Raw genomic sequence first — 13615 nt, 5'->3', positions numbered from 1 at the left:
GGGCGCGGCCATGCGGGGGTGCGTGAGGGCAGCGCGGCGGCGGTGACGAAGGCTCACCCCGCCGAAGCAGCCCCCTCCGCCGAATGCCGTCGTGCCGCCTCGCTCGTCCCCGTCGCAAGATGCGCCAGCACCAGCCGCTCCACTCGCTCCACATCGCGGTCCACGATCGCCTCGTACAGGAGTTCGTGTTCCGCCGCCATGGCCGTCAAGTCGTCGTGCTGGCCGAGCAACCACCGCATCCGGCTGCGCAGCGTCCGCTCCAGTTCGCCGAGCAGTTCGTTCGCCGAAAGGGACGTCACGACCTCGTGGAAGTCCGCGGCCGCGCGGCGGGCGGTGACTGCGTCGCCGGCACGGGCGGCTTGCAGCTCCGCGTCCAGCACTTCCCGCAGCCGCGCCAGGCCCTCGCGGGTGCGGCGCTGGGCGGCGAGCCGGAACGTCAAGCCCTCGAACGCCGTGCGCACCTCGTTGAGATCCGCGACATCCGACGCGGTGAACTCCCGCACCACCGACCACGACCGCGGCCGCGGCGTCACCAGGCCCTCGTTTCCCAGCGCCCGCAACGCATCCCGCACCGGCACCCGGCTCACGCCCATCTCCGCGGCCAGATCCCGTTCGACCAGCTTGCTGCCGGGAGCCCGCGCGCCGTCGAGGATTTCGTCGCGCAGCTGTTCCGTCACGCGGTCGGACTCCGACGCGAAACCCGGCTCCATCCGATCCCCTCTCGCCGTCACCGACAGTATCGGCGAACCTTCCTCCAGGTTTCCGGAAAAACCCGCCTCCGGCAAGGTCTGGCCGCCAGGTTCCGTCGTTTGGTATACCTAAATGCACCGAGCGGAAGGACTCCGATGCGCACTCGCTGGCGTGCCCGCCACGTGCTTGCCCACCAGAACGGACAGCACGCCCTGCTGGAAAACGGCGAGGTCGTCTGGGAGAACGACGTCGTCACCTACGTCGGCCCGCGGTATGCCGGAACCGCCGATCTGGACGTCGACCTCGGCGACGCGCTCGTCCTTCCCGGCCTGATCGACCTCGACGCGCTGACCGATGTGGACCATCTCGTCCTCGATTCCTGGGCGGCCGCAGACCGCGCGGCCGGGTTGCAGTGGTCCGAGGACTACTTCGCGAACCGCCGCCGCGACGTGTTCACCCCGGCGGAACGGCAGACCATTCGCGAGTACGCGCTCGTTCAACTGGCGCTGCACGGAATCACCACGTATATGCCGATCGCGTCGGAGGTCCACTCTTCCTGGGCTGAACCCTACGAGGAACTCGTCGCGATGGCGGACTTCTCACGAAGCCTCGGGCTGCGCGGATACCTCGGCCCGGCTTACCGTTCCGGCGTCAATGTGGCCACTGTGGACGGTTCGCGGACGGTCGCCTTCGACGAGCGTCGCGGCGAGGAGGGGCTAGCGGACGCGCTGCGGTTCCTCGACCACGCAAAGGAACTCGACGATCCGCTCGTTAACGGTGTGCTGCTTCCGTGCCGCATTGAAACTCTCGCCGAAGGCCTCATGCGCGCAACTGCGGACGCGGCGCGGCAACGCGACGTCCTCGTGCGGCTCCACTGCCTGCAGGGCGTTCTGGAACGGGAATTGATCCTGGACCGTTACGGCGTAACGCCGTTGGACATGCTCAAGCGCACTGGTCTGCTCGGCGAACGGCTGCTGATCCCGCACGGTCAGGTGCTTGACCGCCACCCCGAGGTGCACGGGGAGGATCGCGGTGACGTCGCGACCTTGGCCGCGGCCGGCGCGTCGGTGATCCACTGCCCGCTCACCTCCTTCCGCTACGGCCACGCACTCCGCTCCTTCCGCGACTACCGCGAGGCAGGCCTGAACCTCTGTCTGGGCACGGATTCCTTCCCGCCGGACCTGGTACGCGGCATGGACGTCGGCGTGCAGTTGGCGAAGGTGATGGACGGCCGCGCCGACGCGGCCCCGGCGGAGTGGTACGTCGAAGCCGCGACGCTCGGCGGTGCCCGCGCGCTTCGCCGCGACGACCTCGGCAAGCTGGCTCCGGGTGCGCAGGCGGACCTCGTCGCGTTCCACGTCGGCGACCTGCGCGACGGCGTGCGGGACGACCCGATCCGGACGTTCCTGCTCAGCGGAACCGCCCGCCAGGCAACGCATTCCGTCGTCGCGGGCCAGCCGGTGCTGGTGGACGGGCACGTGCCGGGCGTCGACGAGCAGGACCTCCGCCGTCGTGCGCAGGCGTTGTTCGAGAAGATGCGTGCCGCGTACTCGGAGCGGGACGTCGAACGCCGGGAGCCGGGGGAGTTGTTCCCGCCGACCTTCCCGGCGTTCCGGGAGTGACCCGACCGCTGTCCGTGAGGGGCCCCCTCCCGGACTTGTGGTCCCATGCCAGGGGCTGGAGGTGGGCGGCCTCAGCCTGTCGACTGTCCACGCGGGACGCCAACCTAGGGGTAATGCACGATTGACGCCTATCTGGGCGTTTCTGTGAGTCTGTGAGGGGCACCTTGAGGGAATCAGATTCCCCCAAGGTGCCCCTCACAGACCGCACACCGCGCTCCCGCCCGCCCGGCCCGTCGGTCAGCAGTCAGCACGTCCTTCTCAGCCTGGGCAGACGCACTCCCGGCGCACCCCGCAGGGCCGCTGAGCATAAACCGGGCGCTTTGCCGAAAGTGTGCTCCTTTGTGGACGGACGGCAGACCGGAACCGGATCACCCAGAACAGCAGCGTCCCGTAGGACCGGCCTGCGACGGTCCATTGTTCGAGGTCCATCTGCTTCCTGCCGCGCGCGGCGAGTCCGATGACCACCGCCAGCGCCACCACGGCCAGCGCGACGACCGCGCCCGCGTTCACCGCTGCTCCTGCTCGGTTTCGGCGGAACCCGTGCGCCGGACGCGGTCGGCGACGGCGAGGAAGGCGGGCGTGAGGGCCACCCAGAGCAGGATCCAGAACCCGATCTCGGGCAGGAGCCAGACCCGGCCGCCGCCGCTGAACCAGGGCAGGCCGGCGATCATCGCCACGTAGGGGGTGAAGGCCACCGCGGCCACCACTGCGGAACGCTTCAGCGCGCACACCCTTCGTTGTTTGGTATACCATAAGTGCGGCTGGTGGCGGGTTGTCAAGGGTGCGGGCGGGAACGATGCGGGCTCGCCACTGTGCCGGGCGTCGTTGGATCTTCTGGCATCGGTGGAAGCTTTGGGCGACGGGGTGTTTGTCCGATTTGGACACGGCTGGCGCGACTGCCGTGCCGGAGTCGAGCTTTGGTAGACCGGAGCAAAACCGGTCGCCCGTGCGGGTGGCCGACAGCTACCGTGCCGTGGAAAGGGGGACGCAATGGACAACGCGACGACGGAACTGTGGCGCCCGACCGGTCCGGCCGAGCTGGAACTGGTGCGCCAGTCCGGCTGGCGCGCGTGGCCGCCGCGGCTGCCGGACCAGCCGATCTTCTATCCGGTGCTGAACGAGGACTACGCGGTGAAGATCGCGCGGGACTGGAACGTCCGCTTCGACGGCGCCGGGTACGTGACTCGTTTCCGGGTGGAGACGGCTTTCCTCGACCGCTATCCGGTGCGGCAGGCGGGTGGCGAAACGATCCTGGAGCTGTGGGTGCCCGCGGAGGAGCTGGCGGAGTTCAACGCGCACCTGGTCGGCGAGATCGAGGTCGTGCACGAGTTCCGTTGAGGGGTGTCGTGAGTGGCGATCACGGTTCTAACCGCGATCGCCACTCACGACCCCGCCCGACAACCGACGAAAACACCGAACCGCCAGCTCCACCGGCGCCGCCTTCTCGTCCGTCCCAGCCCAGATCTCCAGCGAAATCCGGATCGCGTCCGTCGCCGCCGCCGCAACCAGATGCACCGTCACGTCGTCCGTCTCCGGAGCCAGCCGGGCCAGCACCGGGCGCAGCCGGGTTTCGGATTCGCCGTTCACCCGGTGCCACACGGCCGCCAGTGCCGAATCGTCCCCGCTCGCGGCGCGCAGCAGGCCTCGGGTCCAGCTGAATTCCGGGGCGGCGTCGGCGGCGGAGATCGTCTTGCGGATCGCGTCTTCGACCGCCTTCAGCAGCGGTGTTCCTTCGGCGGTGGCGGCGAGGTGCTCGCGCCACGAATCGGCTCCGACGACCAGCAGCGGCGCGACCGCGTCCTCTTTGGTGCGGAAGTAACGGTAGAAGGTGCGCGGCGCGACGCCCGCCGCCGCGGCGATCGCTTCCGCGGTCGTTCCCTGTGCGCCATGCTCGGTGAACAGCCGGGCGGCGGCGCGGGCGATGTCGAGCTGCGTCGCCGCTTTGCGCCGTTCTGTCAGGGTCGGGGGCTTTCCGCTCACCGGACAACGATACCGGACATCTGCCAGTCCTGCGCCAGGAGTCAAGGTGGCACAAACTGTCACTTAGGCGTAATGTGACCAGTGGAGGAAAGGAGCGGACTATGAACCGTTACGAAGGACGCCGCGTGCTGGTCACCGGAGGCGGCTCGGGGATCGGGCAGGCGACGGTCCTGCGGATGCTGGCCGAGGGCGGGCGCGTCATCGCCGCCGACGTGAGCGAAGCGGGTCTCGCGGACACCGTCGAGAAGGCGGGCGACGTGGGGGACCGGCTGGGCACCGTGGTCGTGAACGTGGCCGATGAAGCGTCGGTCAAGGCCGGAGTCGCGGCGGCGGTCGAGCGGCTCGGCGGGCTGGACGCGCTGGTCAACGCCGCGGGCATCCTGCGGTCGGCGCACACCCACGAGATGCCGCTCGAGGCGTTCGAGCAGGTGCTGCGCGTCAACCTGGTCGGCACGTTCCTGGTGATCCGCGAGTCGATCCCAGCGCTGCGCGAGGGTTCCGCGCCCGCGGTGGTGAACTTCAGTTCGACGTCGGCGATGTTCGCGCATCCGTACATGGCGGCGTACGCGGCGAGCAAGGGCGGCATCCAGTCGATGACGCACGCGCTGGCGTCCGAGTACGCGAAGGACGGCATCCGGTTCACCGCCGTGCAGCCCGGTTCGATCTCGTCGGGCATGACCGACGGCAGCGGCCAGAGCAAGCAGAGCGTCGGCCCCGGCTTCCCCGAGGACGCCGATTTCACCCTGCTCGGCAAGCTGCTTCCCGCGCTGGGCCAGGGTTTCGCCGGCCCGGAGACGGTCGCGTCGGTGGTCGCGATGCTCGCCAGCGAGGACGCCGCGTTCATCACCGGCACCGAGGTCCGCATCGACGGCGGCACGCACTTCTGATGCGCGTTTTGTTCAAGAACCGGCGGCCGGTCGCATCATAGCTTCGCGGCATGACAATTCTCGTGACCGGCGGTCTCGGCATGATCGGCGCACACACCGCCCGGGCGCTCGCCGACCTCGGGCAAGACGTGCTCGTCACCGGGCACCGGCGGACTGAAGTCCCCTCGTTCCTGGCCGGCCGGGTCGCCGTGGAGACGCTCGACGTGACCGACCGGGACGCGTTCCTCGCGCTCGGCGACCGCTACGACATCAGCGCGATCGTCCACCTGGCGGGCAGCATCCCCGGCGAGGACCCGGTCGCGTTCTTCCGGACGGACCTCGCCGGCCTGACCAACGCCCTGGAGGCGGCCCGGACGTGGCAGGTGCGGCGGTTCGCGGTGGCGAGCAGCCTCGGGGTCTACATCGGACGCGACGAACCGTGCTGGCACGAGGATCTGCCGCTGCCGACCGCGGATCTGCCGCATCTGATCGTCGCGTTCAAGAAGGCTGTGGAGCCGTTGACGACGCACAGCCTGCGGGGGAGCGGCGTCGAGCCGGTGGTGCTGCGGATCGGGACAGTCTGGGGGCCGCTGGTCGACCCGGAGTCGCCGTTCTTCCCGATTCCGTCGTACCTCAACGCGGGACTGCGCGGGGAAACACCGCGCTCGCTGATCGCGGACGAAGGCTTCGACTGCTGCTACGCCCCGGACGCCGGCCGCGCGATCGCGTTGCTGACGACGGCGCCTTCGCTGAAGTACGACACGTACAACGTGTCGAGCGGGCGGCCAGTGACCAACCGGCAGTTCGCGGAGGCGCTGGCGGAGGTCGCGCCAGGGGTGCCGGATCGGCTTCAGCCTGGTGGGGAAACCGGGCCGTACTTGGATATTTCGCGGCTCAGCGAGGAAACGGGCTTCGCGCCGGAGTTCGACGTGCGGGCGGCGGTGGCGGACTACGCGGCGTGGCGGAAGGCGAATCCTCGCTGAGCACTGCCCTGGCCACAGTGGACGGTCCGGGCGGCGGTGCGAGAGTGGCCGGATGGAACAGGGCGTCGAATCCGAGACGGAGCGGGTCGTCCGGCGGCTGCGGGACGAGATCCTGGACGGGGCTCGCAAGCCGGGCAGCAAGCTCGTCGAACGGGACCTGGCTGCGGACCTCGGCGTGAGCCGGGTTCCGGTGCGGGAGTTCACCGCGAGCGACATCGCGGACCTGCAGGAAGTGCGCGCGGCGCTGGGAGTCCTGACGTTCAAGCTCGCGGCGACCCGCCACTCGCGCGCCGGGCTGGAGCAGCTCCGTGCCGCACTGGACGAGGAAACATCGGCGGCCGCCGCCGGAGACGCGGTGACGGCCCGCCGCGCGGCGGCCGATTTCCACGAGGCCGTAACGGCGATGGCGGGGAACGAACTGCTCGACGAGCTGGAACTCACGCTCCGCAGCCGGATGCGGTGGCTGCTGGGCCAGCACGAGGACCTGGAACGGGTGGCGGGGAACACCGGGAGCTGTACGAGGCGATCGCCCGGCGGGACGTGGATGCCGTGGAATCGCTGCTGATGGAGCACATGGAGAGCGGACGGCATTCGCGCGGGCTGGGGCGCGGCGAGGCCTGAGCGGCGGGTTTCCCCGGCTCGAAAACCGGGGAAACCCGCGGCCTCAGTTCGTGTGCGAGATCTCGATGTAGTGCTTGCCGTTCATGGGAATGCACTCGGCGCCGTCCACCGTGGGGTCCGGCGGGAGCGCGCGCAGCGCCTGGACGCATTGGTCCGGGGTGTCGTAAGGGCCTTGGTATTCGAGGTGGCTGGCGAACGCGGTCCCGCTGAGGAGCAGCGAGCCGCCGGTGATGGCGAGGCAGACGGCTGCGGTCGCGGCGAGTTTCCGCACGTTCATGGACAATCCCTCCGGTTCCGGCGATCGCGCTGGCTGGCGACCGTCCCTGAACGATCACTACCCGGCCCGAAACGCCCCGAACCCGTCCGTGCCTGTTCGGATAAAAGGGTTGATCGATCGGGCATCGGGCGCAACCTTGCCGGAACGGCAATTTTCCGTGCCACGGCCGGGGGGACGCCGGCGAAGCTGGAGCACATGATCAAGGACTCGCTGCCTTGAGATCACACCGGTGCGAGCGTGCTGGCCGTCTGGCGGAAAGAACCCGATGGCATCGGCTTGATCTCGCTCCGGCTGATGTGCCGCTCCGCGCTTCGATCGGCGGGCTACCAGAGATCGTTCAACACGGTCCGCGGCCGATAGCCGGGATCCAAGCGCACCAGGTCCCACTCGTTGATCCACCCGCGCACGTGCTGGCGGAACTGGTGAGTGCTTCCGCTCGGAAGCCCCGGCACGTCCGGCGGCGTCCAGTCGTACGCGAGTCCGTGCAGGTCGCGGATGCGCCGGTAGGCTCTGCCGAGCGCGGTGCCGTCGGGGCGGTCGAGCAGCAGCACGTCCCGGTCCAGCGCCGCCATGCCCGTCGCGGCTTGGCTTGCCGCCTCGCGGCCCTGCTCCTTGACCCGCCTGGCGAGTTCGGCCCGGTCGCCTTTGCCGTCCAGCACCGCCGCTCCGAAGTCCTCGGTGATCGCCCACACCGAGCCGATCGAGGTCATCCGGTCCAGGCCCAGATGCCAGCGGCCGATCTCGGAGTAGGCGCGGAAGCGCTGCAGCGGGGAATACCGGCCGACCAGCTCGACCTCGTCGAACAGCACGACCCAGCCCTGGTAGCCGGACAGGGTCATCAGCCGGTGGGCGAACCTCAGCCGCTGCCTGGCCAGCTCCGCCGGGGGCACCCGCTCGAACCGGGTCCGGCCGAGTCCGTGCGCCCGCAGGCCCCGGTTCAGCTCCGTCGCGGGGAGCTGGTCGCCGGACCAGAACCGTTCGATCGCGCCGGCGGTGTCCTCGCCGCGGGCGCTGGCCTCGGCGTGCAGTCGCAGCGACGCGGGGAATCGCGCGTCCAGCGAGGATTCCCCGGATTCCGCCCACCCGAGCAGATCTCGGTACCGCTGGCCCTCGGGATCCAGCCCGGCCGCGAGTTCTTCGAGCACGGGGCCGCGCCGGGTCCGGGCCGAGGCTGAGGTCAGGGCGGTCTTCGCTACCTTGACCGGGTCCCACAGCGGCGTTTCCTTGCTGACCACGACCGTGCTGACCACGTGTCCGGTCCGCAGCGCCACATCGCGCAGGCCGGTGAGCAAGTGGCTCTTGCCCGCCCCGAAACCGCCGCCGACGCTCATCGCCGCGGTGCCGCCGTCGTCGACTTGCCGCAGCAGCTGATCGAACGCCGTCCCGATCCGGGGCTGCCCCGTGCCGAGCAGCTCCACCGCCACTGCGTTGGGCACTCCGGCGCGCAGGCATTCCACGGCCGTACGGGCCCGGAACTGCTCTGTGTGGTTCATGCGGCTGTCGCGCCGACCTGGACCAGGCCGGCGTACGGATTCGGCCGTTCCCGGTCCGCCACTTCGCTGACCACTCGCTGATACAACGCGCGGTAGGCCGGAAGCCCGCGCCTGCGGTCGCATGCCAGCGCCCGCGGCAGCACCACCACCAGGAGCACGCCGTTCAGATCGCCGAGTGCGTCCACGAACTGGCGCAGGACCTCGTAGGCGTCGATCGCCATCGCCTTCGTGTAGAAGGTTCCGGAAGACCGGCGGGTCAGCCCCAGCTTGCTGACGTCGACCCGGAGCACCATCCCGGGCAACCCGGCTGCCGATGCCGACCTCTGCGAGCCTCGCCGGGGACGAACGTGCGGCCGGGTGAGCGGTCAGGCCGTGGACCGGATCAACGCCCGGCCGGCTTCCGCCGTCACCTCCGCGGCGACGGAGGCGAATGCCCGCAGCAGCGCGGTCTCCGCGTTCGTGCGCCACACCAGGGCCACCTCGGAGTCCGGCAGGTCCCGGATCGGGACCAGGGAGACGTCGGGACGCGCGTGGTAGCGGGACACCGACTCCACCACCGGCGAGACGCCGAGACCGGTGCTGATCTGGGCGAGCAGTTCCTGGAAGGTGGCCACCGCCGGCCCGCGCTGGATCTGCTTGCCGCTGGGCGTGCGCGTGGGCGCGTGGAACTCCCACCAGTAATCGGGGGCCGGGCCCGCGACGTCGACCACTGTCTCCTCGGCCAGGTCCTCGACGCTGACCGACTCCCGGCGGGCGAAGGGATGGCCCACGGGGACCGCCAGCATTCGCGGTTCCGACAGCAGGACCGGGCCCACCGTCAGGTCTTCTTCGTGCACCGGCAGGCGAGTGATCAGCATGTCGACGTCGCCTGCGCGCAGGGGGCCGAGCGGATCGGCGCACCGCACCTCGCTCATCGTCACCCGGCAGCCGGGGTGACGGGCCTGGAAGCGGCCGAGAATGTCGGCGGTCAGCTCGTTGGCCGCCGAGCCGAGGAATCCCAGGCGCAGCAGGCCGTCGACCTCCCGCGCGGCGGAAGCGACCCGCTCGAACGCCCGGTGCAGCTCTTGGTACGCGGGACGCATTTCCCGGTAGAACTGCTCGCCGAGCGACGTCAGCCGGACCCGTCTGCTGGTTCGCTCGAACAGCGGGGCGCCCACCTGGCGCTCCAGCAAGCGGATCGTCTGGCTCACCCGGGGGGCCGAAAGGTGCAGCCGTTCGGCGGTGCGCCGGAAGTGTATCTCCTCGGCGAGCACCAGAAAACATTCGATCTCGCGCAGTTCCAACCCTGCCCCCCGATGCCGCCGATCGCTAAGTCCAGCTTATCGCTCGTTGTCAACTCGGCGATTGTTCCGCCTCGCGGACCGCAGCATGATCGACAACAGCAAGCCAATCCGCGTCACGAGAGGTGCACTCTGATGTCCGCGTCGCAGACCACGGCCCCGGGAGCCGGGGCCGAGCAGGTCGAACCGGCAGGCCTGACCGGCCGCCAGCGACTGATGCTGGTGGCGGTGATGACCGGCACGTTCCTGTCGATGCTGAACGACTTCATCGTCAACGTCGCCACTCCGGCCATTCGCACCGACCTCAACGCCAGTTTCTCCGAGATCCAGCTGATCATCGGCGGCTACGTCCTCGTCTACGGCCTGCTGCTGGTGCTCGCGGGCAGGCTCGGCGACATCCACGGTCACCGCAAGCTGTTCCTCATCGGCTCGGCGTTGTTCAGCATCGCCTCGCTGGCCTGCGGGCTCGCCCCGAACCCCGCCATGCTGGTGGTGTTCCGCGTCGTGCAGGCGGTCGGAGCCGCACTGCTGTACCCGCAGGTGCTGTCGATCCTGCAGATCAGCTTCACCGGCAAACGACGGGCCACCGCGTTCGCCGTTTACGGAGCCACGATCTCGCTGGCGTCGGTCGCCGGCCAGCTTGTCGGAGGACTGCTCGTCGAGGCTGACCTGTTCGGCCTCGGCTGGCGCGCGGTCTTCTTGATCAACGTTCCGGTCGGGCTGGCCACTCTGGCTCTCGCGGCGATCTCGCTGCCCCGGACCCGGGCGACCGTCCGCCCCAAGCTCGACCTGCCCGGGCTGGGCTTGCTGACCGTCACCTTGGCGCTCTTGACGTTCCCGCTGATCCAGGGCCGCGAGTTCGGATGGCCCGTCTGGATCATCGTGCTCCTCGTGCTCGCCGCGCCCGTGCTCGCCGCGTTCCTGGCTTACGAGCAGCGCCGCACCGACCGAGGGCGGTTCGCCCTCGTGCCGCCGTCGCTGTTCCGGATCCGCACCTTCAGCGCGGGCAACGCGATCGCGTTGATCTTCTTCGCGGGCAACAGCGGACTGTTCTTCCTGTTGCCGCTGCAACTGCAGAACGGCCTGGGGCACTCCGCTCTGTACGCCGGACTGACCTTCAGCCCGCTGGCGGTGGCGTTCGGCCTGGGGTCGATGCTGGCTCCGCGCATTCAGCGCAAAGCGGGCCACCACGTGCTGACCCTGGGCTACGCGGTCAACGTCGTCGGCAACGTCATCCTGCTGGCCTGCGTCATCGTCGCGGGAGCCGGCATGACCGGTCTCCTGCTGGCGCCGGCGATGTTCGTGATCGGCCTCGGCCAGGGTCTGGGCGTCAGCCCGCTGATCGGGGCCGCTCTCCACGACGTTCCCGAGCGCGACGCCGGCTCCGCGTCCGGTGTCATCCAGACCCTCATGCAGGTCGGCGTGGCCTTCGGAGTCGCGGTGATCGGCCTGATCTTCTTCACGGTCCTCGGCTCGGCCACCGACCCCGCGAGCTACAGCACGGCGTTCACGTGGGCGTTGGTCGCCAGTCCGGTGCTGTCGCTGGCATCGCTGTTGCTGGTCCCCGTCCTCGCCGGGAAGAACCGCGAGCCCGCGGCCTGAGCCGGCCCACCCGCAATCCGGAGAGGAACTCGTCCATGGTGACCATGACGGAGACCGATCGCCCCGCCGCGGCGAGCGGAGTCGTCCTGCTCGGCGGCGACCTGCCCGTGCATCAGCTCGGATTCGGAGCGATGCGGGTCACCGGCCCGGGCGTCTGGGGCCCGCCCGCCGATCGAGAGGAGGCTCGCGCGGTCGTCCGCCGGGCTGTCGAGCTGGGCGTGGACTTGATCGACACCGCGGAGGTGTACGGGCCGCACGTGTCCGAAGAGATCATCCGCGAGGCGTTGCACCCGTACCCGTCCGGATTGGTCATCGCCACCAAAGGCGGCATCCACCGTCCGAGCGCCGACACGCTGGTCCCGAACGGCAGGCCCGAGTTTCTTCGCGCCGGCGTCGAGGGCAGCTTGGCCCGGCTCCGGGTCGAGACGATCGATCTCTACCAGCTGCACCGCGTCGACCCGGACGTGCCGGTGGAGGATTCCGTCGGCGCGCTCGCCGAATTGCGCGCCGAGGGCAAGATCCGGCACATCGGACTGTCGGAAGTCGGCGTGGCCGAGCTGCGGCGTGCCGGGAGCGCGGCGCCGATCGCCTCGGTGCAGAACCGGTACAACGTCGCCGACCGGGAACACGAAGCTGTCTTGGACTACTGCGAGCAGGAGGGAATCGGCTTTTTGCCGTGGTTTCCCCTCAACACCGGCGACCTCGCGGTTTCCGGCGGCCCGCTCGCGGACCTCGCGGCGAGAACCGGTCTCGCCCCCGCTCAGCTGGCTCTGGCGTGGCTGCTGCACCGGTCGCCCGTGATGGCGGCCATCCCGGGTACCGGTTCGCTGGCCCACTTGGAGCAGAACTGCGCTGCCGGCGCGGTCCGGCTCGACGACGAAATCTACGCCGCGCTGTCGGCGATGACACCGCCGGCGGCTTGACCGTCCGGCCGTCCGAGGGGGAGCGATGCGCTACACGCTGTTCGGCAAGACCGGTCTGCGCGTGTCCGAGCTGTGCCTGGGCACGATGACTTTCGGGGAGGACTGGGGGTGGGGAGCGCCGCGCGAGACCAGCGCGAGGGTTCTCGACCGGTTCGCGGGCGCGGGAGGCAACTTCGTCGACACCGCGAACAACTACACCGACGGAACATCGGAGTCGATGCTCGGCGAGTTGCTGGCGAAGCGCCGCGACCGGTTCGTGTTGTCGACGAAGTTCACCTCGATGACCCGCCCCGGCGACCTGAATTCGGCAGGCAACCACCGGAAGAACCTGATGTCCTCTTTGGAGGACAGCCTGCGCAGGCTCCGCACCGACTACATCGACGTGCTGTGGGTGCACGCGCGCGACACCTTCACCCCGGTCGCGGAGGTGATGCGCGCGCTCGACGACCAGGTCCGCGCGGGCAAAGTCCGCTATGTCGGCGTGTCGGACTGGTTCGCCTGGGAAATCGCCCAGGCCGTCACGATGGCCGAATTGCGCGGCTGGACCCCCTTCGCGGGGGTGCAGATGCGGTACAACCTGCTCGGCCGCACCGCCGAGCGGGAGTTGCTGCCCATGGCACGCGGTCTCGACCTGGCAGTCCTGGCCTGGGGGCCGCTGGCCGAGGGCGCGCTGACCGGAAAGTACCTGCGCTCGGCTCCGGACGGCAGGCTCAACCGGGTAGCGGGCTGGAATTCGGCGGGCGAGCCGACCGGCGCCGCGGTCCGCGAGGTCGTCGCGGTCGCGGAGGAGTGCGGCGGGTCCCCGGCCGCCGTGGCGCTGGCGTGGCTGCGCGCTCGTCCCGGCGTCGTCATCCCGGTGATCGGCACGACCAAGGAATCCCAGCTGGCCGACAACCTTTCCAGCCTCGAGCTCGACCTGACCGGCGAGCACCTGGCCAGACTGGACAAAGTCAGCGCTCCCTCTCTCGGTTTCCCGCACGAATTCCTGCGTCACCCGGCGATCACCGAGGTGGTCTACGGGGATCGGTGGCAGGACATCGAAGACCGCCGCTCCACGACCCGCCGCGCGGTGAACGACGAGACCTGAACCCGCGCGAAGACCGACCGGCCCCCGCGACCCCCAGGCGGGGGCCGGTCACCTTCCGGCAGGGCGGGCAGCCGCCTGGCGCGCCGTCGCTTCGCGATGGGCGGGGCCGTTGGGGCGCAAAGACATCAGGCGGGACGGGCCCGCGCTTGAGAGGTGCGATTCGGCGCGGCGGAATGACGGGCGGTCCAGCG

16 protein-coding genes are annotated in these 13615 nt (G+C 69.9%); 8 read left to right on the top strand and 8 right to left on the bottom strand.

From position 1 onward, the window contains the following. Positions 1 to 53: 53 nt before the first annotated feature. On the bottom strand, positions 54 to 710 hold the full coding sequence (locus ACFSVL_RS08935; RefSeq protein ID WP_378302303.1) for a GntR family transcriptional regulator: 657 nt from the start codon (positions 708 to 710) through the stop codon (positions 54 to 56). A gap of 135 nt (positions 711 to 845) precedes the next feature. On the opposite strand from ACFSVL_RS08935, the gene ACFSVL_RS08930 reads away from it, so the two are divergent. Then, the gene (locus ACFSVL_RS08930; RefSeq protein ID WP_378302301.1) at positions 846 to 2312 is read left to right on the top strand and encodes a chlorohydrolase family protein; all 1467 of its coding nucleotides are present in this window, start codon (positions 846 to 848) and stop codon (positions 2310 to 2312) included. 258 nt (positions 2313 to 2570) lie between these two features. On the opposite strand, the gene ACFSVL_RS08925 is transcribed toward ACFSVL_RS08930, so the two are convergent. Continuing rightward, positions 2571 to 2822, bottom strand: a complete 252-nt coding sequence (locus tag ACFSVL_RS08925; RefSeq protein WP_378302299.1) for a hypothetical protein — start codon at positions 2820 to 2822, stop codon at positions 2571 to 2573. Beyond that, complete coding sequence (locus tag ACFSVL_RS08920; RefSeq protein WP_378302297.1) at positions 2819 to 3007, bottom strand: hypothetical protein; 189 nt, start codon at positions 3005 to 3007, stop codon at positions 2819 to 2821. Before ACFSVL_RS08920 ends, ACFSVL_RS08925 begins: the two co-directional genes overlap by 4 nt. A gap of 295 nt (positions 3008 to 3302) precedes the next feature. On the opposite strand from ACFSVL_RS08920, the gene ACFSVL_RS08915 reads away from it, so the two are divergent. Beyond that, complete coding sequence (locus tag ACFSVL_RS08915; protein ID WP_378302295.1) at positions 3303 to 3650, top strand: hypothetical protein; 348 nt, start codon at positions 3303 to 3305, stop codon at positions 3648 to 3650. Between the two features lie 27 nt (positions 3651 to 3677). Here ACFSVL_RS08915 and ACFSVL_RS08910 read toward each other — a convergent pair whose 3' ends face one another. Continuing rightward, complete coding sequence (locus ACFSVL_RS08910) at positions 3678 to 4292, bottom strand: TetR/AcrR family transcriptional regulator (RefSeq protein ID WP_378302293.1); 615 nt, start codon at positions 4290 to 4292, stop codon at positions 3678 to 3680. A 101-nt stretch (positions 4293 to 4393) separates the two neighbouring features. Between ACFSVL_RS08910 and ACFSVL_RS08905 the strand changes: the two genes are divergently transcribed. Genes ACFSVL_RS08905 through ACFSVL_RS08895 form a run of 3 tightly spaced genes read left to right on the top strand, consistent with a single transcriptional unit; the run spans position 4394 to position 6706 of the window. Then, entirely contained in the window at positions 4394 to 5179 is a 786-nt protein-coding gene (locus ACFSVL_RS08905) for an SDR family NAD(P)-dependent oxidoreductase (protein WP_378302291.1), read from the top strand. Positions 5180 to 5229: 50 nt separating this feature from the next. Beyond that, entirely contained in the window at positions 5230 to 6141 is a 912-nt protein-coding gene (locus ACFSVL_RS08900) for an NAD-dependent epimerase/dehydratase family protein (protein WP_378302290.1), read from the top strand. Positions 6142 to 6193: 52 nt separating this feature from the next. Next, entirely contained in the window at positions 6194 to 6706 is a 513-nt protein-coding gene (locus ACFSVL_RS08895) for a GntR family transcriptional regulator (protein ID WP_378302288.1), read from the top strand. Between the two features lie 99 nt (positions 6707 to 6805). Here ACFSVL_RS08895 and ACFSVL_RS08890 read toward each other — a convergent pair whose 3' ends face one another. From ACFSVL_RS08890 to ACFSVL_RS08875, 4 genes are all read right to left on the bottom strand, one after another. Continuing rightward, a complete protein-coding gene (locus tag ACFSVL_RS08890) occupies positions 6806 to 7039 on the bottom strand; it encodes a hypothetical protein (RefSeq protein WP_378302286.1) in 234 nt (77 codons plus the stop codon). A gap of 323 nt (positions 7040 to 7362) precedes the next feature. Continuing rightward, entirely contained in the window at positions 7363 to 8532 is a 1170-nt protein-coding gene (locus tag ACFSVL_RS08885) for a BREX system ATP-binding domain-containing protein (RefSeq protein WP_378302284.1), read from the bottom strand. Next, positions 8529 to 8825, bottom strand: a complete 297-nt coding sequence (locus tag ACFSVL_RS08880) for a hypothetical protein (RefSeq protein WP_378302282.1) — start codon at positions 8823 to 8825, stop codon at positions 8529 to 8531. Before ACFSVL_RS08880 ends, ACFSVL_RS08885 begins: the two co-directional genes overlap by 4 nt. Before the next feature lie 72 nt (positions 8826 to 8897). Beyond that, a complete protein-coding gene (locus tag ACFSVL_RS08875; protein ID WP_378302280.1) occupies positions 8898 to 9815 on the bottom strand; it encodes a LysR family transcriptional regulator in 918 nt (305 codons plus the stop codon). Between the two features lie 132 nt (positions 9816 to 9947). Between ACFSVL_RS08875 and ACFSVL_RS08870 the strand changes: the two genes are divergently transcribed. From ACFSVL_RS08870 to ACFSVL_RS08860, 3 genes are read left to right on the top strand one after another with little or no spacing between them, the layout of a single operon-like run. Further along, positions 9948 to 11414 (top strand): DHA2 family efflux MFS transporter permease subunit, encoded by a 1467-nt coding sequence (locus tag ACFSVL_RS08870; protein WP_378302278.1) that lies wholly within the window; start codon positions 9948 to 9950, stop codon positions 11412 to 11414. A gap of 44 nt (positions 11415 to 11458) precedes the next feature. Beyond that, a complete protein-coding gene (locus tag ACFSVL_RS08865; RefSeq protein ID WP_378302439.1) occupies positions 11459 to 12337 on the top strand; it encodes an aldo/keto reductase in 879 nt (292 codons plus the stop codon). Between the two features lie 25 nt (positions 12338 to 12362). Next, the gene (locus ACFSVL_RS08860; RefSeq protein ID WP_378302276.1) at positions 12363 to 13424 is read left to right on the top strand and encodes an aldo/keto reductase; all 1062 of its coding nucleotides are present in this window, start codon (positions 12363 to 12365) and stop codon (positions 13422 to 13424) included. Positions 13425 to 13615: the final 191 nt, after the last annotated feature.

This window comes from Amycolatopsis silviterrae (assembly GCF_042684085.1).
Lineage (GTDB): Bacteria > Actinomycetota > Actinomycetes > Mycobacteriales > Pseudonocardiaceae > Amycolatopsis > Amycolatopsis silviterrae.
The sequence above is the reverse complement of the archived record's forward strand: the minus strand, read 5'-3'. Positions and strand labels throughout refer to the sequence as shown.

Coding starts and splice junctions, on each gene's coding strand:
- ACFSVL_RS08880 (WP_378302282.1), bottom strand. CDS start 8,825: ATGGTGCTCCGGGTCGACGTCAGCAAGCTGGGGCTGACCCGCCGGTCT.
- ACFSVL_RS08860 (WP_378302276.1), top strand. CDS start 12,363: ATGCGCTACACGCTGTTCGGCAAGACCGGTCTGCGCGTGTCCGAGCTG.
- ACFSVL_RS08870 (WP_378302278.1), top strand. CDS start 9,948: ATGTCCGCGTCGCAGACCACGGCCCCGGGAGCCGGGGCCGAGCAGGTC.
- ACFSVL_RS08895 (WP_378302288.1), top strand. CDS start 6,194: ATGGAACAGGGCGTCGAATCCGAGACGGAGCGGGTCGTCCGGCGGCTG.
- ACFSVL_RS08885 (WP_378302284.1), bottom strand. CDS start 8,532: ATGAACCACACAGAGCAGTTCCGGGCCCGTACGGCCGTGGAATGCCTG.
- ACFSVL_RS08935 (WP_378302303.1), bottom strand. CDS start 710: ATGGAGCCGGGTTTCGCGTCGGAGTCCGACCGCGTGACGGAACAGCTG.
- ACFSVL_RS08890 (WP_378302286.1), bottom strand. CDS start 7,039: ATGAACGTGCGGAAACTCGCCGCGACCGCAGCCGTCTGCCTCGCCATC.
- ACFSVL_RS08900 (WP_378302290.1), top strand. CDS start 5,230: ATGACAATTCTCGTGACCGGCGGTCTCGGCATGATCGGCGCACACACC.
- ACFSVL_RS08865 (WP_378302439.1), top strand. CDS start 11,459: ATGACGGAGACCGATCGCCCCGCCGCGGCGAGCGGAGTCGTCCTGCTC.
- ACFSVL_RS08930 (WP_378302301.1), top strand. CDS start 846: ATGCGCACTCGCTGGCGTGCCCGCCACGTGCTTGCCCACCAGAACGGA.
- ACFSVL_RS08915 (WP_378302295.1), top strand. CDS start 3,303: ATGGACAACGCGACGACGGAACTGTGGCGCCCGACCGGTCCGGCCGAG.
- ACFSVL_RS08905 (WP_378302291.1), top strand. CDS start 4,394: ATGAACCGTTACGAAGGACGCCGCGTGCTGGTCACCGGAGGCGGCTCG.